Raw genomic sequence first — 23,080 nt, 5'->3', positions numbered from 1 at the left:
TCCGTTCTGCTGAAGTGTCATGGCGTTGATTTTACGGTGACTCTTCGACAGTGAAAAGAAAAAAGGCCGCAGAGCGGCCTTTTTAGTTAGATCAGATTACTCGTCTTTGGGCGAAGCGTTTTCGACCCGGCTTTTTAACTTCTGCCCGGGTCTGAAGGTCACCACGCGCCGTGCTGTAATGGGAATATCCTCGCCCGTTTTCGGGTTACGTCCCGGGCGTTGATTCTTATCACGCAGATCGAAGTTACCAAAACCAGAGAGTTTCACCTGTTCGCCGTTTTCCAGAGCGCGACGGATCTCTTCGAAAAACAGTTCAACCAGTTCTTTGGCATCCCGCTTGCTAAGCCCAAGCTTATCAAACAGATATTCTGACATTTCAGCTTTTGTAAGCGCCATAGGTTCAATCCCTCAATGATGCCTGGAATCGCTCTTTTAATGCCTCTACACATTTGGCGACGGTAGCGGCAATCTCCTCTTCTTCGAGTGTACGGCTGGTATCTTGCAGGATCAGGCTTATGGCGAGGCTCTTATACCCCTCCGCAACACCCTTACCGCGGTACACGTCAAATAAGTTTACGCCAACTACCTGATTTACGCCAACTTTCTTACATTCGGATAAAATATCCGCTGCGGGAACGTTTTCTGCGACCACCACCGCGATGTCACGACGGTTCGCCGGGAAGCGAGAAATCTCGCGCGCCTGAGGCACCACGCGGTCTGCGAGCTTGTTCCACTCCAGTTCGAACACCAGAGTGCGACCGTTAAGATCCAGTTTACGTTCCAGTTCAGGATGAACAACCCCAACAAAACCAATACGTTCACCTTTCAGATAAATCGCTGCGGATTGCCCCGGATGCAGTGCCGCATTCGCTTCTGCACGGAACTCAACCTCATTCAGTTTACCGGTCAGGTCGAGAACGGATTCAAGATCGCCTTTCAAATCATAGAAATCAACGGTCTCTTTTGCCAGGTTCCAGTGCTCTTCGTAACGGTTACCGCAAATCACACCGGCTAACATCAGATCCTGACGAATGCCCAACGGTGCCTGAGTATCTGGCACGAAACGCAGACCGCTTTCGAAAATGAGCACACGGTTCTGCTGACGGTTCTGGTTGTACACCACGGTTGCCAGCAGGCCGGTCCACAGGGAAAGACGCATTGCTGACATTTCAACGGAAATAGGGCTTGGCAGCAGTAAGGCTTCAACGCCTGGATGGATCATCTGCTGCACTTTCGGATCAACGAAGCTGTAGGTGATCACTTCCTGATAGCCTTTGTCGTTGAGCAGCGTTTTCACGCGCTTGAGCGACAGATCGGCTTCGCGGTGAGTACCCATAATCAGGCTTGCCTGTACCGGCTCATCCGGAATGTTGTTGTAGCCGTAAACACGCGCGACTTCTTCGACCAGATCTTCTTCAATCTCCATGTCGAAACGCCAGCTCGGCGCAACGGCCTGCCACTCGTCTTTGCCTTCGGTCACTTCGCAGCCGAGACGACGCAGAATGTCAGTGACCTGCTCATCGGCAATATGATGGCCAATCAGGCGATCCAGTTTGCTGCGACGCAAAGTGATGGTTGCACGCTTCGGCAGCGTTGCTTCGTTGCTGATATCAATTACCGGACCAGCCTCACCACCGCAGATGTCGATCAGCAGACGGGTCGCACGTTCCATCGCTTTGTGCTGCAGTGCCGGATCAACGCCACGCTCATAACGGTGAGAAGCATCAGTATGCAGGCCATGACGACGAGCACGACCGGTGATAGATAGTGGGCTGAAGAAAGCACATTCCAGCAGAACGTTTTGCGTTTCGTCATTCACGCCAGAGTGTTCGCCACCAAAGATGCCGCCCATCGCCAGCGCCTTGTTGTGGTCGGCGATGACAAGGGTGTCAGCATTCAGCTTCGCTTCAGTGCCATCAAGCAGCACCAGCGTTTCGCCCTCTTTCGCCATCCGCACCACAATGCCGCCTTCAATGCGATCTTTATCGAAAGCGTGCATCGGCTGGCCCAGTTCAAGCAGTACATAGTTGGTGACGTCAACGACTGCATCGATAGATCGGATCCCGCAACGACGCAGTTTTTCTTTCATCCACAGCGGAGTTGGCGCTTTAACGTTAATGCCTTTTACCACACGGCCAAGATAGCGCGGGCAGGCTTCCGGCGCTTCGACTGTAATCGGCAGCGTGTCGTCGATGGTCGCACCAACCGGAACGATTTCCGGTTCAACCAGCGGCAGCTGGTTCAGCACGGCAACGTCACGCGCCACGCCGATAATGCCTAAGCAATCGGCACGGTTTGGCGTTACGCTGATTTCGATGGTGTTGTCATCGAGTTTCAGGTATTCGCGGATGTCGGTGCCAATCGGCGCATCTGCAGGCAGTTCGATAATGCCGCTGTGATCGTCAGAAATTCCCAGCTCAGAAAAGGAGCACAGCATCCCTTCAGACGGTTCGCCACGCAGTTTCGCCGCTTTAATTTTGAAATCGCCCGGCAGAACAGCACCAATGGTCGCTACCGCCACACGCAGGCCCTGACGGCAGTTTGGTGCACCGCAGACGATGTCCAGCAGGCGATCGCCGCCGACATTCACTTTTGTCACACGCAGTTTGTCAGCGTTCGGATGCTGCGCACACTCAACCACTTCACCAACGACCACGCCGTGGAAGCTACCGGCAACCGGTTCTACACCGTCAACTTCCAGGCCCGCCATAGTGATTTGATTTGCCAGCGCATCGCTATCAATCGCCGGGTTCACCCATTCGCGTAACCACAGTTCACTGAATTTCATAATCTATTCCTGCCTTATTTAAACTGTTTGAGGAAACGCAGATCGTTTTCGAAGAATGAACGCAGGTCGGTGACGCCGTAACGCAACATGGTCAGACGCTCCATCCCCATCCCGAAGGCGAAACCAGAGTAAACTTCCGGGTCGATGCCAACGTTACGCAGTACGTTCGGATGTACCATTCCGCAGCCCAGTACTTCCAGCCATTTACCGTTTTTACCCATGACGTCCACTTCTGCAGAAGGTTCGGTAAACGGGAAGTAGGAAGGACGGAAGCGGATCTGCAAATCTTCCTCAAAGAAGTTACGCAGGAAGTCGTGCAGCGTGCCTTTCAGGTTGGTAAAGCTGATGTTGGTATCAACAATCAGACCTTCCATCTGATGGAACATCGGCGTGTGAGTCTGGTCGTAGTCGTTACGATAAACGCGGCCAGGCGCGATGATACGAATCGGTGGCTGCTGAGCTTTCATGGTGCGGATCTGCACGCCAGAGGTCTGGGTACGCAGCAGGCGGGTAGCGTCAAACCAGAAAGTGTCGTGGTCAGCGCGCGCCGGGTGGTGACCAGGAATGTTCAGAGCATCGAAGTTATGATAATCGTCTTCGATTTCCGGCCCGGTTGCCACGGTAAAGCCAAGCTCACCGAAGAAACTTTCGATACGGTCGATGGTACGGGTCACCGGATGCAGACCGCCGTTTTCAATACGACGACCAGGCAGGGAGACATCAATCGTTTCCGCCGCCAGACGCGCATTCAGCGCTGCGCTTTCCAGTTCCGCTTTACGTGCATTCAGCACCTGCTGAACCTGCTCTTTCGCTTCGTTGATAACCGCACCGGCTGCCGGGCGTTCTTCTGGCGGCAGCTCACGCAGGGTCGTCATCTGAAGGGTTAAGTGCCCTTTTTTACCCAAATATTCGACGCGCACATTGTCTAACGCGGCAACATCTGACGCCTGGCTAATGGCCGCCTTCGCACTGGCAACCAGTTCTGCGAGATGTGACATGGTTTTCCTCATTGTGTCAGTGGTGACACTGGTTCGTTGGACTTAATTTTTTCAAAACGCGCATACAAAAAAAGCCTCCACTGGGAGGCTTTCAGGCGCTGTTTTCCGTTTCTCTTCTCACGCGCTAGCCTCCTGGAGTCAGGTGCTAAAGTAAAAAAAGAAGCGGAAAATAGCAGCATTCATTGCTTGCGTTACCTTTTGGTACTTTTCAAAAGACCTTTATTGAAAAGGCTACGGCGATAAAAGTCAATGTTTTGATGGCGTTGAAACGAAAAGAGGGAGACTAGCTCCCTCTTTCAACTGGCTTATGCCAGAGCTGCTTTCGCTTTTTCAACCAGAGCGGTGAACGCTACTTTGTCGAATACTGCGATATCAGCCAGGATCTTACGGTCGATTTCAACAGAGGCTTTTTTCAGGCCATTGATGAATTTGCTGTAAGAAATACCGTTCTGACGTGCTGCTGCGTTGATACGCGCAATCCACAGTTGACGGAACTGACGCTTACGTTGACGACGGTCACGGTAAGCATACTGACCAGCTTTGATAACAGCCTGGAAGGCAACGCGGTATACGCGAGAACGCGCACCGTAGTAGCCTTTAGCTTGTTTCAAAATTTTCTTGTGACGTGCGCGTGCAATAACACCACGTTTTACGCGAGCCATATGTGCTCTCCTGTATCTATATTCTAATTAAAAAGTTAAAAAACGTTAACGGCTTATGCGTACGGCAGGCACGCGATTACCAGGCCCAGATCGCCTTTGGAAACCATGGCTTTCGGACGCAGGTGACGTTTACGTTTGGTCGCTTTTTTGGTCAGAATGTGACGCAGGTTAGCGTGCTTGTGCTTAAAACCACCTTTACCGGTTTTTTTGAAGCGCTTAGCAGCACCGCGTACGGTCTTAATTTTTGGCATTTTAATAACTTCCACTTCGCATTGTTAATAAACGAAACAAAGGCGAACAATGCCTGTGAAGCCCAAAGGCTCCACAGACAGTGCTACTTGAAGGCCTTACTGTTTCTTCTTAGGAGCGAGCACCATGATCATCTGGCGGCCTTCGATCTTCGTTGGGAAGGATTCGACCACTGCCAGTTCTTGCAAATCGTCTTTCACGCGATTAAGCACTTCCATACCGATTTGCTGGTGCGCCATCTCACGACCACGGAAACGCAGCGTGATTTTGGCTTTATCACCCTCTTCGAGAAAGCGAATCAGGCTGCGGAGTTTTACCTGATAGTCGCCTTCATCTGTACCAGGACGGAATTTAATTTCCTTAACCTGGATAACTTTTTGCTTTTTCTTCTGTTCCTTAGAAGACTTGCTCTTTTCATAGAGGAATTTGCCGTAATCCATTATACGACAAACCGGCGGCTCGGCGTTAGGGCTGATCTCGACTAAGTCTACTCCGGCTTCTTCTGCTTTCTCCAGAGCTTCTCTCAGACTCACAATACCAAGCTGCTCGCCTTCCAGACCTGTTAAGCGAACTTCCTGGGCGCGAATTTCGCCATTGATACGGTTAGGGCGCGCCGTTTGAACTCGTTTTCCGCCTTTAATACCTTATTCCTCCAATTGTTTAAGACTGCGGCTGCGAATCTCTTGTTGCAGCTTCTCGATCACTTCATTTACGTCCATGCTTCCCAGGTCTTTACCACGGCGGGTGCGAACGGCAACTTTGCCTGATTCCACCTCTTTATCACCACAGACCAGCATATACGGGACGCGACGCAAAGTGTGCTCGCGGATTTTAAAGCCAATCTTCTCATTTCTCAAGTCTGCTTTAACACGAATGCCCGCATTTGATAGTTTTTGCGTCAATTCGTTAACGTATTCAGACTGTGAATCGGTAATATTCATGATAACAACCTGAACCGGCGCAAGCCAGGTCGGGAAGAAACCAGCGAATTCTTCGGTCAGGATACCGATGAAACGTTCCATCGACCCCAGAATTGCGCGGTGAATCATAACCGGTACCTTACGCTCGTTGTCTTCGCCCACATAGGAGGCGCTCAGACGAGACGGCAAGGAGAAGTCCAGCTGTACTGTACCGCACTGCCATGCACGATCGAGGCAGTCATACAGGGTAAATTCAATTTTCGGACCGTAGAAAGCGCCTTCACCCAGTTGATATTCAAACGGGATGTTGTTTTCTTCCAGCGCAACCGCCAGGTCCGCCTCAGCACGATCCCACATTTCGTCGCTGCCAATACGTTTTTCAGGACGAGTGGAGAGTTTGACGACGATCTTCTCGAAGCCAAAAGTGCTGTACATATCATAGACTAAACGGATACATCCGTTAACTTCATCGCGAATTTGTTCTTCAGTACAGAAGATATGCGCGTCATCCTGGGTAAAACCACGTACACGCATCAGGCCATGCAGCGAACCTGACGGCTCGTTACGGTGGCAGCTACCAAACTCGGCCATACGCAGCGGCAGATCGCGATAAGACTTCAGCCCCTGGTTGAAAATTTGTACGTGACCCGGGCAGTTCATCGGCTTAATGCAGTATTCACGGTTCTCAGAAGACGTGGTGAACATTGCATCTTTGTAGTTGTCCCAGTGACCGGTTTTTTCCCACAGAACACGGTCCATCATGAACGGACCTTTAACTTCCTGATACTGGTACTCTTTCAGTTTAGAACGAACAAACACTTCCAGTTCACGGAAGATGGTCCAGCCATCGTTGTGCCAGAAGACCATACCCGGTGCTTCTTCCTGCATATGGTACAGGTCGAGCTGTTTACCGATTTTACGGTGGTCGCGTTTCGCGGCTTCTTCCAGGCGCTGCAGGTAAGCGTTAAGCGCTTTTTTGTCTGCCCACGCCGTACCGTAAATACGTTGCAACATTTTGTTGTTGCTGTCGCCACGCCAGTAAGCCCCTGCCGTTTTCATTAGTTTGAAATGATGGCAGAAACGCATGTTCGGTACGTGCGGACCGCGGCACATATCGACATATTCTTCATGGAAGTACAGACCTGGCTTGTCATCATGGGCGATGTTTTCGTCAAGAATGGAGACTTTGTAGCTCTCCCCACGGTTGGCGAAAGTTTCACGCGCTTCGTGCCAGCTGACTTTCTTCTTAATGACGTCGTAGTTTTTCTCAGCAAGCTCATGCATCCGCTTCTCGAGTGCTTCGACATCTTCCTGGGTTAACGTGCGGTCAAGATCAACGTCGTAATAAAAACCGTTGTCAATAACCGGGCCGATTGCCATTTTGGTATGCGGCCAAAGTTGTTTAATCGCGTGCCCTAACAGGTGCGCACAGGAGTGACGAATGATCTCCAGACCTTCTTCGTCTTTGGCGGTAATGATCGACAGTTGTGCGTCGTTTTCAATCAGATCGCAAGCATCAACCAGTTCGCCATTAACGCGCCCTGCGATACAGGCTTTCGCCAGACCTGGACCAATGTCCAGCGCAACATCCATGGGGCTTACAGCGTGGTCGTAATGGCGTTGGCTGCCATCAGGAAGAGTTATAACAGGCATTTTATATCCTTATTTGCAGTGGTGACCCACACGAAAGATCACATACAAAGAAAAATTTGTTTATTAACAGTTCATTGCGAAACCATCTAGCCAACAAATGCTAAATTGGTTCGCAATCAGGTACACAAATGAAAGACATTAACCTCTCACCTTCCACCCGGTTGAACGATGTTAACACTAAAAAAAGGGAGATTGTACCTTTCCGTTTCACATTGATTCGATTCGCAATTCGTTTGTAGTGAGTACACCAGCAAAACGCTTAAAGAACCACTGATAACATCACGGAGCGTCTGAAAGGTTTACTGCGAGCGGATTTGCAGCAGCATAAACTGAATCCAGCAAAGTTCGTTGCGTGATTTGGCGGTAGTATTTAAACGATCATGAGATTAATGACGAACTGGTCATATCACAATGATAAAAGTGACACAATTCTTATAGCAATTTTTCGTGCACATTTCGTTCTGGCGATAATAATTAATCATCATCCTCAAAACTTCCAGACATATATAAGGCGAATAGATTATGAGTCAAAACGACATTATTATCAGAACTCATTATAAGTCTCCTCATAGAATGCACATCGATAGCGACATACCAACGCCTTCATCAGAGCCTATTAATCAATTTGCGCGCCAACTCATCACCCTACTTGATACCTCTGACTTAAGTTCGATGCTGTCATACTGTGTTACTCAGGAATTTACCGCAAACTGTCGAAAAATATCATAAAATTGTTATTCCACTGCCCTTTTTACCATTAACTTTGCCACTTCACCCATCCATGCAGAAAATATACTCATTACATTACACTATAAAAAAGAAATCATTTCCTTATTACTGGAAACCACGCCTATTAAAGCTAACCATTTGCGAAGCATACTGGATTATATTGAACAGGAACAGTTAACTACCGAAAATCGTAACCATTGTATGAAACTGTCTAAAAAAATCCATAGAGAAAAAACTATACAACCAACAGTAAATCTCAATGGTAGTGCATTTTTTTTGCAATCTCCTTCTGACGCTATTTTTTGTCGCCATCTGTCATTGCAATACGCCCTTGATTCACTGAGAAATGGAAAAGGCAAAGTCAATCTGATTAAACATTACTCCTCCGTTGAATCCATACAGCAGCATGTCCCCTTAGTCCGGGACGCGGAGTTCAGATCATTACTTCGCCATCCTCCTGCAGGGAGTCGCGTTATCGCGAGTAAGGATTTTGGCTTCGCTTTAGATATTTTCTTCTGTCGAATGATGGCAAACAATGTCAGTCATATGTCCGCGATTTTATATATAGACAATCATACTTTGTCAGTAAGGCTACGAATAAAGCAGTCAGCGTATGGGCAATTAAATTATGTTGTGTCCGTTTACGACCCGAACGATACCAACGTTGCCGTCAGAGGCACCCACAGGACAGCACGGGGCTTTCTCTCGCTCGATAAATTCATCAGTTCAGGTCCCGATGCTCAGACCTGGGCTGATATGTATGTTCGCAACTGTGCAATTGCTTTTCTGCCCCTATTACCTGAGGGAGTTCCAGGGGCTATTTTCGCGGGTATTGCATCACGAATGCCATTTGCCCCTATACATCCATCGGCAATGTTGTTAATAATGGCCACAGGCCAGACTCAACAGCTTATTACATTATTCAAACAGTTACCCATACTCCCTGAAAAAGAAATCATTGAAATAATAACTGCGCAGAATAGCGTTGGTACACCTGCTTTATTTCTGGCTATGATGAACGGACATACTGACAACGTAAAAATATTTATGCAAGAAATTCAGTCACTGGTAGATAATCATATCATTCATGAAGATAATCTGGTTAAATTACTGCAAACTAAAAGTGCTAACGAAACACCTGGACTCTATATCTCCATGTTGTATGGATTCGATGAAATAATCGATATCTTTCTGAATGCATTAACCACTCCAATAACACAAGAGCTTTTAAGCAAAAAAATGGTGATGGATATTTTAGCAATGAAAACACGTGATGGTGAGCCAGGATTATATGCCGCAATGGAAAATAATCACCCTTTGTGTGTCACACGGTTCCTCTCTAAAGTTTATGGAATCGCTGTTAAATATAACCTCAGCAAAATTAACATCATGGATTTATTAAAAGGCGCAACAGCACATGGAACCCCTGCTTTATACATCGCCATGAGCAAGGGTAATAAAGACGTCGTGTTATCTTATATATCAACGCTGGGTACTTTTGCAAAAAAATATTCTTTTAGTCAATGTCAGTTATTCACATTGTTGGCCGCTAAAAATCATGACAACATGTCAGCTGTTCATATAGCCATTCATCATAATCATTATAAAACTGTAGAAACATATTATGCTGCTATAAACGTAATCAGCCAAAGCCTGAGTTTTAGTGCTGATGAACTAAAGACGTATTTATAACCAGATATTTATATATCGATACATAATTTTATTTTTTTCATAAACCGCAAAAACAGTGATCAGGTGTACAACGCCACCCGACGGCTGTAATAACAAAAAATCCCTTGATGCCTGTCCCTTTTGTTACACTTCGTTATCACGCACAAGAGATATGCAGGACACTGGTATGCCGACTAAACGCTTTGATAAAAAACACTGGAAGATGGTGGTGGTGCTACTGGCAATTTGTGGCGCTATGTTGTTGCTACGTTGGGCAGCAATGATTTGGGGCTGAGCAGTGACAAACGAAGACAGCCAGACCGCATAACACGGTCCGGCAGATAATTTTACATGCTGTAGCCCAGCGATAAGGTTGTCCGACGATCGGTATGTTCCGGTGCAGACTCTGGAGGTTCAGAGTTCCATGTGACGTTGTAAGCCACCTTCAGTCCAAAATGTTCATTAATAGCAACATTTAATGCGCTTTCGGAGTTCAGCGTTGTGTCTTCCGCGCCAAAGACGGAAACACCCTGCGTAAATTTAGCGTTGTCAGTCAACTGCCATGCATAAGCCCCGGAGGCATAACCCAGCGGCTGGGTTTCACTGGCATTATCGGTATATTTGTCGTAACGCACACCTGGACCGAATTCAAAGCGGAAACTGTGTACCGGGCCATTCAAAAACTGGCGACCATAACCCGCGGTCAACACATCGCGCTCTCGATAGCCGTTATAACGGTCTGTCAGCCAGCTTGCCTGCCCAAATAAATAGTCATAATCAGTTAAATTAAAACGGCTACGCCCGCCCGCCGCATATTTTTCTGAAGAACGCTCATCATTAGAAGAAGTATTACTGGCGTTCCCCCACAGCGACCAGGCAGTGGTTTGTCCATACCAGGTCATGGTGGTGTCAGCCGTAAGTGAGGAGCTTTTCGTATTGCCTGATTGTGCAAGATATCCTGCGTTCAGATTACCTTCGAAAGGTTTTTTAGCGCTGGCAGGATCGTCCATGACAGTAAAAACGGAATCATCGGCAGCTGCATTCAGTGACGCAAACATGCCCCCCGCCAACATAACGATGGCAGGAACTGTCTTCAAAAGCTTCATTTATCAAGAGTCCGTACAACAAAAAAAGAGACCTTCGCGGTCCCGGAAACTTTCTTAAGGATCAAAGATTAGCGTCCCTGGAAAGGTAACGAATTATAAAAAGGCGCGAATAACTTAGCAATGTATTCTTATTTCATTTTTTGAATAAGCATGTGGCGAAAACAAATTTTTATTTATATATATTTATCTGCAAAATTTTAAATAAAGCTCTAATAAATCATATTGTTAATTTCTTCACTTTCCGCTGATTCGGTGCCAGACTGAAATCAGCCTATAGGAGGAAATGATGGTACGTATCTATACGTTGACACTTGCGCCCTCTCTCGATAGCGCAACAATTACCCCGCAAATTTATCCCGAAGGAAAGCTGCGCTGTACCGCACCAGTATTCGAACCCGGAGGCGGCGGCATCAACGTCGCCCGCGCCATTGCCCATCTTGGAGGCAGTGCCACAGCGATCTTCCCGGCGGGTGGTGCGACCGGCGAACATCTGGTTTCACTGTTGGCAGATGAAAATGTCCCCGTCGCTACTGTAGAAGCCAAAGACTGGACCCGGCAGAATTTACACGTACATGTGGAAGCAAGCGGTGAGCAGTATCGTTTTGTTATGCCAGGCGCGGCATTAAATGAAGATGAGTTTCGCCAGCTTGAAGAGCAAGTTCTGGAAATTGAATCCGGGGCCATTCTGGTCATAAGCGGAAGCCTGCCGCCAGGTGTGAAGCTGGAAAAATTAACCCAACTGATTTCCGCTGCGCAAAAACAAGGGATTCGCTGCATCGTCGACAGTTCTGGCGAAGCGTTAAGTGCAGCACTGGCGATTGGTAATATCGAGTTGGTTAAGCCTAACCAAAAAGAACTCAGTGCGCTAGTGAATCGCGAACTCACCCAGCCAGACGATGTCCGCAAAGCCGCGCAGGAAATCGTTAATAGCGGCAAGGCCAAACGAGTTGTCGTTTCCCTGGGTCCACAAGGGGCGCTGGGCGTTGATAGTGAAAACTGCATTCAGGTTGTGCCACCACCGGTGAAAAGCCAGAGCACCGTTGGCGCTGGTGACAGCATGGTCGGCGCGATGACACTGAAACTGGCAGAAAATGCCTCTCTTGAAGAGATGGTCCGTTTTGGCGTAGCTGCGGGGAGTGCAGCCACACTCAATCAGGGAACACGCCTGTGCTCCCAAGACGATACACAAAAAATTTACGCTTACCTTTCCCGCTAACTGAAACATTCCCCCTGCATTGGGGGAATCACCACCAACCTGTCGGCAACGCGTTTCTCCGACTATGCTCAAAAGTCATGTGATAACAAAGGGGTGAACTATGGCCAGTGGCGATCTTGTCCGTTATGTCATAACCGTCATGTTGCACGAGGATACATTGACTGAAATTAACGAGTTGAATAATTACCTGACTCGCGACGGTTTTTTGCTCACCATGACGGATGATGATGGAAATATCCATGAGCTGGGGACTAACACTTTTGGACTTATCAGTACCCAAAGTGAAGAAGAAATTAGAGAACTGGTTTCGGGGCTTACCCAAAGTGCAACCGGCAAAGATCCTGAAATCACCATCACGACCTGGGAGGAATGGAATAGCAACAGAAAATAAATGGTTTTTGGGCAATAATCAGTCTGTGGTGTGCGTTAGCTCGTGTTTTTACACCGCATTCTTGCGCTAACCTTATGATCTGGCAGACAACATGGGAGAGACATCATGTGGCAGGCAATCAGTCGTCTTTTGAGCGAGCAGTTAGGTGAAGGCGAAATCGAACTGCGTAATGAACTGCCTGGCGGAGAAGTCCATGCCGCATGGCATTTGCGCTATGCAGGGCGTGACTTTTTCGTCAAATGTGATGAAAGGGAACTGCTTCCCGGTTTTACCGCCGAAGCCGACCAACTGGAGTTACTGTCGCGTAGTAAAACCGTCACCGTGCCTAAGGTTTGGGCAGTTGGCGCTGACCGTGACTACAGTTTTCTGGTGATGGACTATCTCCCACCTCGCCCGCTGGATGCGCATAGCGCATTTATTCTTGGTCAGCAAATTGCGCGTTTACATCAATGGAGCGACCAACCGCAATTTGGCCTCGATTTCGATAACGCGCTCTCCACAACTCCCCAGCCCAACACCTGGCAACGTCGCTGGTCAACTTTTTTTGCTGAACAACGGATTGGCTGGCAGCTGGAACTGGCGGCAGAAAAAGGGATCGCTTTCGGCAATATCGATGCCATCGTCGAGCATATTCAGCAGCGTCTGGCCTCGCATCAACCGCAGCCTTCTCTGTTGCACGGCGATTTATGGTCCGGCAACTGTGCGCTGGGTCCGGATGGCCCGTACATTTTCGACCCGGCCTGCTACTGGGGTGACCGAGAGTGCGACCTGGCGATGTTACCGCTGCATACTGAACAGCCGCCACAAATCTATGACGGCTATCAGTCAGTATCCCCGCTACCTGCCGATTTCCTTGAACGTCAACCGGTTTACCAACTCTACACGCTGTTAAATCGTGCAAGGTTATTTGGCGGTCAGCATTTGGTTATTGCTCAGCAGTCACTGGATAGATTATTAGCAGCATGATACGGGTTGAGGATAATGGCCGCTCCGTGCGGCCTTTTGATTAAATAAACCCCAGCAGAGAAAAGAACACATAACCTGCAGCAATACAAATAACCGGCAGGATATACAGCGAGAAAAACTGCAGGAAAATAGTATGGTGCGGCACAACAATACGTGACTCAATTTGTTCACGCGTTAGCCCCTCTTCCCCTTTGGCTTTTTCCAGAATGAGTTGATCTTCAACACCTTCCCGCAAGAAGCGCGCCTGGCGACTCATCCGGGCACCGGAATCCTGCAACGCCAGTCCGACAAAAATCAGGATGAAAATCACCCAGAACATAACGTTCACGCCACCATTAAAATTGGGCGTCGGGGAGTTATACCAGAACAGATTCAAAAAAGGCGTATTCGCCTGCATCATATCGATCATGACATGAGTAAAGTCGAGCATGACCGCATTAATGCCTTCCTGGTTTTCCTGCCGGGTATTCATAAATTTCAGCAAAGAAATCAGTGTAGAGATCAATGCAGGTATAAAAATCACCCAACCCAAAATCCTTTTCAAAACAGCAATGCGTCCAGCTTGTTGATACGTCATGAGTTCTCCTTGATTAAGACGCGTCGTTTCACTTAGTTTACCTGTAGATATCTGTTTTCGCCCATTCTTTAAAGGCGATATGATAGGCGCTTAATCATAAGCACGGCTTAATACCTTACACATAATGCTCTAAAGGAGAGGTTGTAATGTCAACCCCGCGTCAGATTCTTGCTGCAATTTTTGATATGGATGGATTACTTATCGACTCAGAACCTTTATGGGATCGAGCCGAACTGGATGTGATGGCAAGCCTGGGGGTGGATATCTCCCGTCGTAACGAGCTGCCGGACACCTTAGGTTTACGTATCGATATGGTGGTCGATCTTTGGTACGCCCGGCAACCGTGGAATGGGCCAAGCCGTCAGGAAGTAGTAGAACGGGTTATTGCCCGTGCCATTTCACTGGTTGAAGAGACACGTCCATTATTACCAGGCGTGCGCGAAGCCGTTGCGTTATGCAAAGAACAAGGTTTATTGGTGGGACTGGCCTCCGCGTCACCACTACATATGCTGGAAAAAGTGTTGACCATGTTTGACTTACGCGACAGTTTCGATGCCCTCGCCTCGGCTGAAAAACTGCCTTACAGCAAGCCGCATCCGCAAGTATATCTCGACTGCGCAGCAAAACTGGGCGTTGACCCACTGACCTGCGTAGCGCTGGAAGATTCAGTAAATGGCATGATCGCCTCTAAAGCAGCCCGCATGCGTTCCATCGTCGTTCCTGCGCCAGAAGCGCAAAATGATCCACGTTTTGTATTAGCAAACGTCAAACTCTCATCACTGACAGAACTCACCGCAAAAGACCTTCTCGGTTAATGACCAGGGGCAGTGATCACGCTGCCCCTGGTTCTTTATCTGAATTTGCATTCAACTGACGGATTAATCGTCAATTTAAGAGAAAGAGTTACACCGTCACCACTTCCGCGCACTGTATAAAAATCCTATACTGTACGTATCGACAGTTTAGTGAGTTTTATCATGACGGCGGAAGGTCACCTTCTCTTTTCTATTGCTTGTGCGGTATTTGCCAAAAATGCCGAGCTGACGCCCGTGCTGGCACAGGGTGACTGGTGGCATATTGTCCCTTCCGCAATCCTGACGTGTTTGTTACCGGACATCGATCACCCAAAGTCGTTTCTTGGGCAGCGATTAAAGTGGATATCAAAACCGATCGCCCGCGCTTTTGGGCATCGTGGTTTTACCCACAGTCTGCTGGCGGTATTTGCGCTGCTGGCAACCTTTTACCTTAAGGTTCCTGAAAGCTGGTTCATTCCGGCTGATGCGCTACAAGGAATGGTGCTGGGTTATTTGAGCCACATACTTGCCGATATGCTGACACCCGCCGGTGTTCCCCTGCTCTGGCCATGCCGCTGGCGTTTCCGCTTGCCTATCCTGGTTCCCCAAAAGGGCAACCAACTGGAACGTTTTATCTGCATGGCATTATTTGTCTGGTCGGTATGGATGCCCCATTCATTACCCGAAAACAGCGCTGTTCGTTGGTCATCGCAAATGATCAATACTTTGCAGATCCAGTTTCATCGGCTTATTAAGCATCAGGTTGAATACTAAAAAGGCAAAAATCACCTTTCTGGAATAAGCAATTCCATTTGAATATAAGAGCCAGCTCACAGTTCTGTTAATCTTGCGCCAACACTATGACTGCTACGCAGTGATAGAAATAATAAGATCAGGAGAACGGGGATGAACTTTCCATTAATTGCGAACATCGTGGTGTTCGTTGTACTGCTGTTTGCGCTGGCTCAGACCCGCCATAAACAGTGGAGTCTGGCGAAAAAAGTGCTGGTGGGTCTGGTGATGGGTGTGGTTTTTGGCCTTGCCCTGCATACCATTTATGGTTCTGACAGCCAGGTACTTAAAGATTCTGTACAGTGGTTTAACATTGTTGGTAACGGCTATGTTCAACTGCTGCAAATGATCGTTATGCCGTTAGTCTTCGCCTCTATTCTGAGCGCGGTTGCCCGTCTGCATAACGCATCTCAGTTAGGCAAAATCAGTTTTCTGACCATCGGTACGCTTTTGTTTACCACGCTGATTGCGGCGCTGGTCGGTGTGCTGGTCACCAACCTGTTTGGTTTGACGGCTGAAGGTCTGGTTCAGGGTGGTGCAGAAACTGCACGTCTGAACGCCATTGAAAGTAACTATGTTGGTAAAGTCTCTGACCTGAGCGTTCCGCAGCTGGTCTTGTCCTTTATCCCGAAAAACCCGTTTGCCGATCTGACCGGAGCCAATCCGACGTCAATTATCAGCGTGGTAATTTTTGCCGCATTCCTCGGTGTAGCTGCGCTGAAACTGCTGAAGGATGATGCGCCGAAAGGTGAACGCGTCTTAACCGCTATCGATACCCTGCAAAGCTGGGTAATGAAGCTGGTTCGCCTGGTCATGCAGTTGACCCCTTACGGCGTTCTGGCGCTGATGACCAAAGTGGTTGCAGGTTCTAACCTGCAAGACATCATCAAACTGGGAAGTTTCGTTGTCGCGTCCTACCTCGGTCTTCTGATTATGTTTGCAGTGCATGGCCTTCTGCTGGGTATTAATGGCGTGAGCCCGCTGAAGTACTTCCGTAAGGTATGGCCAGTACTGACGTTTGCCTTTACCAGCCGTTCCAGTGCTGCGTCTATCCCACTGAATGTGGAAGCACAAACGCGTCGTCTGGGTGTTCCTGAATCCATCGCCAGTTTCGCCGCCTCTTTCGGTGCAACCATTGGTCAGAACGGCTGTGCCGGTTTGTATCCGGCGATGCTGGCGGTGATGGTTGCGCCTACGGTTGGCATTAACCCGATGGACCCGATGTGGATTGCGACGCTGGTCGGTATTGTTACCGTTAGTTCCGCAGGCGTTGCCGGTGTCGGTGGTGGTGCAACTTTCGCCGCACTGATTGTGCTGCCTGCGATGGGCCTGCCAGTTACCCTGGTGGCGCTGTTAATCTCCGTTGAACCGCTTATCGACATGGGGCGTACGGCGCTAAACGTTAGTGGCTCGATGACCGCTGGCACGCTGACCAGCCAGTGGCTGAAGCAAACCGATAAAGCCATTCTGGATAGCGAAGACGACGCCGAACTGGCACACCGTTAATTCTTATGCTGGCAACGGTCCGTTTTGTATAGGAGCCGTTGCCTTACTTTTTAAATGTTCCATCGCGGCGATGCATACTGACTCATATTTAAACAGATCGTCAGCGAAAAAAATGGCTAACTTATCGATACATTCCTGACTCAATGAATGTGCCTGTAGCGAAAAGCTTAAAACCTCATACCCAAGACGTTTTCTAAGTGAACTATCTGAAATACTCATAATCTCTTCAAGCACACCACTTCCCATTCCCGGAAGATTCAGTGGATTAAAAAGAAGATTGACATTAAGTATTGATATTACCGAAGGAAACTTTAGGAGACTCTCATTTTTTTGAATCGCAGCAAAAATGCTCCCAACAGGATGTATATAATTTTGTTCATAGTATATCGTTTTTAAATAGTGAATAACCAACCTGTTTTTTATATTGATCAAATTGGTCATTTTTTCTGGTCGGAATTCACAAGTAAAATCCATCCCAACAAAATTCTCATTAATACCTCTTATCCTAATTTCACTACCATAAAGATTATTAATTATCACTCTATATTTAACATTGTCCTGCAGATATGTATCAAAACTAAGTGCTGGCGCTCCTGGCTTTGAGGCATCATAGTTAATGTTAGACATATAGGCAATCATATAATTGAAGTTTGATTCTGCTATTTCATCGCAGGCACATTGACCCGTTGATATAAAGAAAGTGAGTGCTGTCATGGTAGACTGCAGTCTTTCTTTAAAAGAGTCGAAGGCAAGGTTTTTAATATTTAAATTACCATAATCACTCTGTATTAAGTTTGTAGAAAACATCTCCCACCTCATATTATCAACAAAATTATTATCTCATTTGAATCTAAGCAATTTACAATATAAGTTTAATGGCAACGCCACAGGATGAACTATCAAAAATAGCTCATCCTGATTAGCTAAACTTAACTATTATAAAATAAATAAACAATTAAAGAAAAAAGATCACTTATTTATAGCAATAGATCGTCAAAGGCAGCTTTTTGTTACAGGTGGTTTGAATGAATGTAGCAATGAAATACAGAATTTCAGGCCATGTAACTCCCGGCAAAACCGGGAGGTACGTAATCTTTACTCAGTCACTTCCCCTTCCTGGCGGATCTGATTTGCCCAACGCTGGGCGGATTCAGGCACAGTAAACGCCGGTGAGCGCAGAAATGACTCTCCCATCAGTACAAACGCAACATATTTGCCACGCAGCATCCAGACATCACGAAACGAATCCATCTTTATCGCATGTTCTGGCGGCGCGGGTTCCGTGCGTGGGACATAGCTAATAATCTGGCGGTTTTGCTGGCGGAGCGGTTTCTTCATTACTGGCTTCACTAAACGCATATTAAAAATCAGAAAAACTGTAGTTTAGCCGATTTAGCCCCTGTACGTCCCGCTTTGCGTGTATTTCATAACACCGTTTCCAGAATAGCCTCCGAAGCGGGATCTGGCTGGTGGTCTATAGTTAGAGAGTTTTTTGACCAAAACAGCGGCCCTTTCAGTAATAAATTAAGGAGACGAGTTCAATGTCGCAACATAACGAAAAGAACCCACATCAGCACCAGTCACCACAACACGATTCCAGCGAAGCGAAACCGGGGATGGACTCACTGGCACCTGAGGACGGATCTCATCGTCCAGCGGCTGAACCGACACCGCCAGGTGCACAACCTACCGCCCCAGGGAGCCTGAAAGCCCCTGATACGCGTAACGAAAAACTTAATTCTCTGGAAGACGTACGCAAAGGCAGTGAAAATTATGCGCTGACCACTAATCAGGGCGTGCGCATCGCCGACGATCAAAACTCACTGCGTGCCGGTAGCCGTGGTCCAACGCTGCTGGAAGATTTTATTCTGCGCGAGAAAATCACCCACTTTGACCATGAGCGCATCCCGGAACGTATTGTTCATGCACGTGGATCAGCAGCTCACGGTTATTTCCAGCCATATAAAAGCTTAAGCGATATCACCAAAGCGGATTTCCTCTCAGATCCGAACAAAATCACCCCAGTATTTGTTAGGTTCTCTACCGTTCAGGGTGGTGCTGGCTCTGCCGATACCGTGCGTGATATCCGTGGCTTTGCCACCAAGTTCTATACCGAAGAGGGTATTTTTGACCTCGTTGGCAATAACACGCCAATCTTCTTTATCCAGGATGCGCATAAATTCCCCGATTTTGTTCATGCGGTAAAACCAGAACCGCACTGGGCAATCCCACAAGGGCAAAGCGCCCACGATACTTTCTGGGATTATGTTTCTCTGCAACCTGAAACTCTGCACAACGTGATGTGGGCGATGTCGGATCGCGGGATCCCACGCAGTTACCGCACCATGGAAGGCTTCGGTATTCACACCTTCCGCCTGATTAATGCCGAAGGGAAGGCAACGTTCGTACGTTTCCACTGGAAACCACTGGCAGGTAAAGCCTCACTCGTTTGGGATGAAGCACAAAAACTAACCGGACGTGACCCGGACTTCCACCGCCGCGAGTTGTGGGAAGCCATCGAAGCAGGCGATTTTCCGGAATACGAACTGGGCTTCCAGTTGATTCCTGAAGAAGATGAATTCAAGTTTGACTTCGATCTTCTCGATCCAACCAAACTCATCCCGGAAGAACTGGTACCCGTTCAGCGTGTTGGCAAAATGATGCTCAATCGCAATCCGGATAACTTCTTTGCCGAAAACGAACAAGCAGCATTCCATCCAGGTCATATTGTTCCTGGTCTGGACTTCACCAACGATCCCCTGTTGCAGGGACGTTTGTTCTCCTATACCGATACACAAATCAGTCGTCTTGGTGGGCCGAATTTCCATGAGATTCCGATTAACCGCCCGACCTGCCCTTACCATAATTTCCAGCGTGACGGCATGCATCGTATGGGGATCGACACTAACCCGGCGAATTATGAACCGAACTCGATCAACGATAACTGGCCGCGCGAAACACCGCCGGGGCCGAAACGTGGCGGTTTTGAATCATACCAGGAACGCGTGGAAGGAAATAAAGTTCGCGAGCGCAGTCCATCGTTTGGCGAATATTATTCCCATCCGCGTCTGTTCTGGCTAAGTCAGACGCCATTCGAGCAGCGCCATATTGTCGATGGTTTCAGTTTTGAGTTAAGCAAAGTAGTTCGTCCGTATATTCGTGAGCGCGTTGTTGACCAGCTGGCGCATATTGATCTCACTCTGGCCCAGGCGGTGGCGAAAAATCTCGGTATCGAGCTGACGGACGACCAGCTGAATATCACCCCGCCTCCGGACGTCAACGGTCTGAAAAAGGATCCATCCTTAAGTTTGTACGCCATTCCTGACGGTGATGTGAAAGGTCGCGTGGTAGCGATTTTACTTAATGATGAAGTGAGATCGGCAGACCTTCTGGCCATTCTCAAGGCGCTGAAGGCCAAAGGCGTTCATGCCAAACTGCTCTACTCCCGAATGGGTGAAGTGACTGCGGATGACGGTACGGTGTTGCCTATAGCCGCTACCTTTGCCGGTGCACCTTCGCTGACGGTCGATGCGGTTATTGTCCCTTGCGGCAATATCGCGGATATCGCTGACAACGGCGATGCCAACTACTACCTGATGGAAGCCTACAAACACCTTAAACCGATTGCGCTGGCGGGAGACGCGCGCAAGTTTAAAGCAACAATCAAGGTCGCTGACCAGGGTGAAGAAGGGATTGTGGAAGCTGACAGCGCCGATGGTAGTTTTATGGATGAACTGTTAACGCTGATGGCAGCACACCGCATGTGGTCACGCATTCCTAAGATTGACAAAATTCCGGCGTAAATATGGATAAGGTCACGCCCCCTGGGGAGTGACCTTACCACCTTACTTACACATCAAGATAACTACCCAACCGATAACCACGCTCAGCAATCGCATATTTCAACGACGCTGAAGTCAGCACATCCAGTTCCGTTAACCGAGGTAAGCAATAAGCACTCTGGCGAATCGTATTATCGATAAACGCCGGGTGGCACATCACTTCCAGAGAGCGCTCGCCGCTATGACTGGAGTCATCAAGCACTTGCAGGAACAGCGACTCACTGATCTCTTCACCGTAGAATGCACTGCTGAATCCCTGGGTAGTGCGCAGGTTGACCGGCAAATCAAACACCATCTGACGATCCGCCCGCAACGCAATGCCCTCTTCAGCCGCAAACCTGGCAACAATCGGGAAAATCTGCGGGAACATATGCACATGATGATGGCTATCAAGATGCGTAGGTTTGCGTCCAAATAGCTCAATGAAACGCAAATACTGACTGGCGAGCTCCTGAGTAATTTCTTCCAGCGGTAAAGCATCTTCTTCTGCCAACTGCCAGATCCATTTTCCCAGCACACCATCGCGGGTTAACCCCGGCATAGCTGTCAGAGGCTTGCCCATAGTAAGGACAAAGTGCATCCCTATGGCCAGACTCGGTTCATCACGACTCAACTGCACCGCATGGTCAATAGCCTGCCCATTCACCAGCGCCGTCGTCGATGTGACAATCCCATTGCGACAGGCCTCGATAATGCCGTAGTTCTGACCTTTGCTTAAGCCAAAATCATCGGCATTAACAATCAATAAGCGTTCCATAATCAGCCTCGGTTAATGTGCTTTTTTAAGCTCAGCGATGCAGTCGGCAAAATTTGGCAGCCATTTCTCGTGCGCCAGAATCATCTCGCGTGCCAGCAGCTCAGCATCGCGATCGGAATGCACCAACGGACTAAGGTTTAGCGCCAGTAACACATCGTTAAATTCTCCGCTAAGTGCAGCGTTGCTGGCAGCAATCTCGAAGCCTTTAATGGTGTGAATCAGCCCCATCACTTTATCATCGAAATGCGTAATGCGCGGATGTGGCGTCGCGCCATCGCGCCCCAGCGTACAGGTCATTTCTACCGCCCAGTCTGCCGGAATATTATCAATATGCCCATGATGCGGGATATTAACGTAATGTTCAGCTTGCTTGTCGTTGTAGATAGCGTTGATCACTTCGCACGCTGCATCAGAGTAATAAGCCCCACCGCGCTGTTCCAGTTCTTTCGGCTTAACTTTCAACTCCGGGTTTTTATACAGCTCAAAAAGTTGTTTCTCGACTTTCTGTACTACCTGTGCTCGTGCGCCGCCTTTGTAGTATTCGCCCATTTCAATAGCCAGCATCTCTTTTTGCTTGAAGTAATAAAGCAAATAAGAACACGGCAACAGATTCAGAGAACGAATTAAGCCTTCGCTAAATGGCAGATCGAAAATATTTTTAACGCCAGATGCTTTTAACTGCCCGGATGCCACACCATCAAGCAATTCGACAAAGCGTGATTTGCCATTTACCAGCACATCTTTAATGAACACCATATGGTTGAGGCCGAACAGATCGATAGATAAATCATCGCTGTCTTTCAGCATCAGAACATCGCGAATAAACATCTTCATGCCGATCGGAATATTACACACGCCGATAAAGCGTTTAAATCCGGTATGACGATAAACGGCTTCAGTGACCATTCCCGCCGGGTTAGTGAAGTTAATCACCCATGCATTCGGACAAAGTTCTTCGACATCTTTTACGATATCAAAAATCACCGGAATGGTACGCAGACCTTTAAACAGACCGCCCGCGCCGTTAGTTTCCTGACCAAGATAACCATGACTTAATGGAATACGTTCATCCAGTTCGCGCGCCGGTAATTGGCCTACGCGCAGTTGGGTAGTAACGAAATCAGCATCTTTCAATGCTTCGCGGCGATCCAGCGTTTTATAAAGCTTCATCGGGACGCCAGCGTTATCAATCATCCGTTGGCAGAGATCAAAAATAATATCCAGTTTAGCTTTACCACCTTCGACATCCACCAGCCATAATTCGCTGACCGGCAATTCGTGATAACGCTTAATAAATCCTTCCAGTAATTCCGGGGTATAGCTGCTCCCGCCACCAATAGTGACGACTTTTAATTTCTGGCTCATAATTTCTCCCTTCAGTACAGAATACTGATATCTGGCATATCTGCCCCCCGGACATAAATAATCCAGCAACAGGACAGATATGTGAATTGTCAGGTATA

The 23,080-nt window shown here is 48.1% G+C and carries 22 protein-coding genes, 1 pseudogene and 1 other annotated feature; of the genes and pseudogenes, 9 read left to right on the top strand and 14 right to left on the bottom strand.

Going from position 1 to position 23,080, the window contains the following annotated elements; translation table 11 throughout:
* Nucleotides 1-96: 96 nt before the first annotated feature.
* The 8 genes from ihfA to thrS form a co-directional block, all read right to left on the bottom strand.
* Nucleotides 97-396 carry an integration host factor subunit alpha gene (gene ihfA / locus ACJHYR_RS00255; RefSeq protein ID WP_001229265.1) on the bottom strand — a complete coding sequence of 100 codons (300 nt, stop codon included), beginning with the start codon at nt 394-396 and terminating at the stop codon, nt 97-99.
* A gap of 4 nt (nt 397-400) precedes the next feature.
* Entirely contained in the window at nt 401-2,788 is a 2,388-nt protein-coding gene (pheT, locus tag ACJHYR_RS00250) for a phenylalanine--tRNA ligase subunit beta (RefSeq protein ID WP_059328062.1), read from the bottom strand.
* A 14-nt stretch (nt 2,789-2,802) separates the two neighbouring features.
* Nucleotides 2,803-3,786: a phenylalanine--tRNA ligase subunit alpha gene (gene pheS / locus ACJHYR_RS00245; RefSeq protein WP_000018605.1), complete on the bottom strand. Its 984-nt coding sequence runs from the start codon at nt 3,784-3,786 to the stop codon at nt 2,803-2,805.
* 64 nt (nt 3,787-3,850) lie between these two features.
* Nucleotides 3,851-3,975, bottom strand: a sequence feature (Phe leader region).
* On the bottom strand, nt 3,925-3,969 hold the full coding sequence (gene pheM, locus ACJHYR_RS00240; protein WP_001386830.1) for a pheST operon leader peptide PheM: 45 nt from the start codon (nt 3,967-3,969) through the stop codon (nt 3,925-3,927). Its footprint overlaps the feature before it by 45 nt.
* Nucleotides 3,976-4,091: 116 nt before the next feature.
* The gene (gene rplT, locus ACJHYR_RS00235) at nt 4,092-4,448 is read right to left on the bottom strand and encodes a 50S ribosomal protein L20 (RefSeq protein WP_000124850.1); all 357 of its coding nucleotides are present in this window, start codon (nt 4,446-4,448) and stop codon (nt 4,092-4,094) included.
* A gap of 53 nt (nt 4,449-4,501) precedes the next feature.
* A complete protein-coding gene (gene rpmI, locus ACJHYR_RS00230; RefSeq protein ID WP_001124225.1) occupies nt 4,502-4,699 on the bottom strand; it encodes a 50S ribosomal protein L35 in 198 nt (65 codons plus the stop codon).
* Between the two features lie 96 nt (nt 4,700-4,795).
* On the bottom strand, nt 4,796-5,338 hold the full coding sequence (gene infC / locus ACJHYR_RS00225) for a translation initiation factor IF-3 (RefSeq protein ID WP_001700733.1): 543 nt from the start codon (nt 5,336-5,338) through the stop codon (nt 4,796-4,798).
* A gap of 3 nt (nt 5,339-5,341) precedes the next feature.
* Nucleotides 5,342-7,270 carry a threonine--tRNA ligase gene (gene thrS, locus ACJHYR_RS00220; protein ID WP_001144202.1) on the bottom strand — a complete coding sequence of 643 codons (1,929 nt, stop codon included), beginning with the start codon at nt 7,268-7,270 and terminating at the stop codon, nt 5,342-5,344.
* Between the two features lie 522 nt (nt 7,271-7,792).
* On the opposite strand from thrS, the pseudogene espL1 reads away from it, so the two are divergent.
* Together espL1 and yniD are read left to right on the top strand one after the other, a co-directional pair.
* Nucleotides 7,793-9,691, top strand: a pseudogene (gene espL1, locus ACJHYR_RS00215) (type III secretion system effector EspL1).
* A gap of 166 nt (nt 9,692-9,857) precedes the next feature.
* Nucleotides 9,858-9,965 (top strand): small membrane protein YniD, encoded by a 108-nt coding sequence (gene yniD / locus ACJHYR_RS00210; RefSeq protein WP_001142445.1) that lies wholly within the window; start codon nt 9,858-9,860, stop codon nt 9,963-9,965.
* Nucleotides 9,966-10,017: 52 nt separating this feature from the next.
* Here the strand turns inward: yniD and ACJHYR_RS00205 are convergent, their stop codons facing one another.
* A complete protein-coding gene (locus ACJHYR_RS00205) occupies nt 10,018-10,776 on the bottom strand; it encodes a YdiY family protein (RefSeq protein WP_000771396.1) in 759 nt (252 codons plus the stop codon).
* 286 nt (nt 10,777-11,062) lie between these two features.
* On the opposite strand from ACJHYR_RS00205, the gene pfkB reads away from it, so the two are divergent.
* The 3 genes from pfkB (at nt 11,063) to ACJHYR_RS00190 (ending at nt 13,349) form a co-directional block, all read left to right on the top strand.
* A complete protein-coding gene (pfkB, locus tag ACJHYR_RS00200) occupies nt 11,063-11,992 on the top strand; it encodes a 6-phosphofructokinase II (RefSeq protein WP_000251728.1) in 930 nt (309 codons plus the stop codon).
* Between the two features lie 100 nt (nt 11,993-12,092).
* A complete protein-coding gene (ghoS, locus tag ACJHYR_RS00195) occupies nt 12,093-12,383 on the top strand; it encodes a type V toxin-antitoxin system endoribonuclease antitoxin GhoS (protein ID WP_000146149.1) in 291 nt (96 codons plus the stop codon).
* 105 nt (nt 12,384-12,488) lie between these two features.
* A complete protein-coding gene (locus tag ACJHYR_RS00190) occupies nt 12,489-13,349 on the top strand; it encodes a fructosamine kinase family protein (protein ID WP_000267670.1) in 861 nt (286 codons plus the stop codon).
* Nucleotides 13,350-13,389: 40 nt separating this feature from the next.
* Here ACJHYR_RS00190 and ACJHYR_RS00185 read toward each other — a convergent pair whose 3' ends face one another.
* Nucleotides 13,390-13,926, bottom strand: coding sequence for a YniB family protein (locus ACJHYR_RS00185; RefSeq protein WP_000222172.1), 537 nt, complete (start codon nt 13,924-13,926; stop codon nt 13,390-13,392).
* Between the two features lie 146 nt (nt 13,927-14,072).
* Here ACJHYR_RS00185 and hxpB point away from each other — a divergent pair, with 146 nt between their 5' ends.
* From hxpB to tcyP, 3 genes are all read left to right on the top strand, one after another.
* Complete coding sequence (hxpB, locus tag ACJHYR_RS00180; protein WP_000106834.1) at nt 14,073-14,741, top strand: hexitol phosphatase HxpB; 669 nt, start codon at nt 14,073-14,075, stop codon at nt 14,739-14,741.
* 162 nt (nt 14,742-14,903) lie between these two features.
* Nucleotides 14,904-15,494, top strand: a complete 591-nt coding sequence (locus ACJHYR_RS00175) for a metal-dependent hydrolase (protein WP_001295408.1) — start codon at nt 14,904-14,906, stop codon at nt 15,492-15,494.
* Between the two features lie 132 nt (nt 15,495-15,626).
* Entirely contained in the window at nt 15,627-17,018 is a 1,392-nt protein-coding gene (tcyP, locus tag ACJHYR_RS00170; RefSeq protein ID WP_001010716.1) for a cystine/sulfocysteine:cation symporter, read from the top strand.
* Between the two features lie 3 nt (nt 17,019-17,021).
* On the opposite strand, the gene ACJHYR_RS00165 is transcribed toward tcyP, so the two are convergent.
* Both ACJHYR_RS00165 and cedA read right to left on the bottom strand, forming a co-directional pair.
* The gene (locus tag ACJHYR_RS00165; RefSeq protein ID WP_001376887.1) at nt 17,022-17,825 is read right to left on the bottom strand and encodes a hypothetical protein; all 804 of its coding nucleotides are present in this window, start codon (nt 17,823-17,825) and stop codon (nt 17,022-17,024) included.
* A gap of 288 nt (nt 17,826-18,113) precedes the next feature.
* Nucleotides 18,114-18,377: a cell division activator CedA gene (gene cedA, locus ACJHYR_RS00160; protein WP_001241561.1), complete on the bottom strand. Its 264-nt coding sequence runs from the start codon at nt 18,375-18,377 to the stop codon at nt 18,114-18,116.
* Nucleotides 18,378-18,559: 182 nt separating this feature from the next.
* Here cedA and katE point away from each other — a divergent pair, with 182 nt between their 5' ends.
* Nucleotides 18,560-20,821 carry a catalase HPII gene (katE, locus tag ACJHYR_RS00155; protein ID WP_000077898.1) on the top strand — a complete coding sequence of 754 codons (2,262 nt, stop codon included), beginning with the start codon at nt 18,560-18,562 and terminating at the stop codon, nt 20,819-20,821.
* Nucleotides 20,822-20,867: 46 nt separating this feature from the next.
* Here the strand turns inward: katE and chbG are convergent, their stop codons facing one another.
* Together chbG and celF are read right to left on the bottom strand one after the other, a co-directional pair.
* Nucleotides 20,868-21,617, bottom strand: a complete 750-nt coding sequence (chbG, locus tag ACJHYR_RS00150; RefSeq protein ID WP_024041938.1) for a chitin disaccharide deacetylase — start codon at nt 21,615-21,617, stop codon at nt 20,868-20,870.
* A gap of 12 nt (nt 21,618-21,629) precedes the next feature.
* Entirely contained in the window at nt 21,630-22,982 is a 1,353-nt protein-coding gene (celF, locus tag ACJHYR_RS00145) for a 6-phospho-beta-glucosidase (protein ID WP_059328060.1), read from the bottom strand.
* Nucleotides 22,983-23,080 lie beyond the last annotated feature (98 nt).

The sequence above is a fragment of the Escherichia sp. WS1450 genome, from assembly GCF_046487395.1.
In the GTDB taxonomy this organism is placed as follows: Bacteria; Pseudomonadota; Gammaproteobacteria; order Enterobacterales; family Enterobacteriaceae; genus Escherichia; species Escherichia coli.
This window is presented reverse-complemented; position numbering and strand designations above follow the sequence as displayed.

Bases quoted from the DNA above. Each gene is read 5' to 3' on its own strand.
- ihfA (WP_001229265.1), bottom strand. From the start codon at position 396: ATGGCGCTTACAAAAGCTGAAATGTCAGAATATCTGTTTGATAAGCTT.
- pheT (WP_059328062.1), bottom strand. From the start codon at position 2,788: ATGAAATTCAGTGAACTGTGGTTACGCGAATGGGTGAACCCGGCGATT.
- pheS (WP_000018605.1), bottom strand. From the start codon at position 3,786: ATGTCACATCTCGCAGAACTGGTTGCCAGTGCGAAGGCGGCCATTAGC.
- rplT (WP_000124850.1), bottom strand. From the start codon at position 4,448: ATGGCTCGCGTAAAACGTGGTGTTATTGCACGCGCACGTCACAAGAAA.
- rpmI (WP_001124225.1), bottom strand. From the start codon at position 4,699: ATGCCAAAAATTAAGACCGTACGCGGTGCTGCTAAGCGCTTCAAAAAA.
- thrS (WP_001144202.1), bottom strand. From the start codon at position 7,270: ATGCCTGTTATAACTCTTCCTGATGGCAGCCAACGCCATTACGACCAC.
- yniD (WP_001142445.1), top strand. From the start codon at position 9,858: ATGCCGACTAAACGCTTTGATAAAAAACACTGGAAGATGGTGGTGGTG.
- ACJHYR_RS00205 (WP_000771396.1), bottom strand. From the start codon at position 10,776: ATGAAGCTTTTGAAGACAGTTCCTGCCATCGTTATGTTGGCGGGGGGC.
- pfkB (WP_000251728.1), top strand. From the start codon at position 11,063: ATGGTACGTATCTATACGTTGACACTTGCGCCCTCTCTCGATAGCGCA.
- ghoS (WP_000146149.1), top strand. From the start codon at position 12,093: ATGGCCAGTGGCGATCTTGTCCGTTATGTCATAACCGTCATGTTGCAC.
- ACJHYR_RS00190 (WP_000267670.1), top strand. From the start codon at position 12,489: ATGTGGCAGGCAATCAGTCGTCTTTTGAGCGAGCAGTTAGGTGAAGGC.
- ACJHYR_RS00185 (WP_000222172.1), bottom strand. From the start codon at position 13,926: ATGACGTATCAACAAGCTGGACGCATTGCTGTTTTGAAAAGGATTTTG.
- hxpB (WP_000106834.1), top strand. From the start codon at position 14,073: ATGTCAACCCCGCGTCAGATTCTTGCTGCAATTTTTGATATGGATGGA.
- ACJHYR_RS00175 (WP_001295408.1), top strand. From the start codon at position 14,904: ATGACGGCGGAAGGTCACCTTCTCTTTTCTATTGCTTGTGCGGTATTT.
- tcyP (WP_001010716.1), top strand. From the start codon at position 15,627: ATGAACTTTCCATTAATTGCGAACATCGTGGTGTTCGTTGTACTGCTG.
- ACJHYR_RS00165 (WP_001376887.1), bottom strand. From the start codon at position 17,825: ATGTTTTCTACAAACTTAATACAGAGTGATTATGGTAATTTAAATATT.
- cedA (WP_001241561.1), bottom strand. From the start codon at position 18,377: ATGCGTTTAGTGAAGCCAGTAATGAAGAAACCGCTCCGCCAGCAAAAC.
- katE (WP_000077898.1), top strand. From the start codon at position 18,560: ATGTCGCAACATAACGAAAAGAACCCACATCAGCACCAGTCACCACAA.
- chbG (WP_024041938.1), bottom strand. From the start codon at position 21,617: ATGGAACGCTTATTGATTGTTAATGCCGATGATTTTGGCTTAAGCAAA.
- celF (WP_059328060.1), bottom strand. From the start codon at position 22,982: ATGAGCCAGAAATTAAAAGTCGTCACTATTGGTGGCGGGAGCAGCTAT.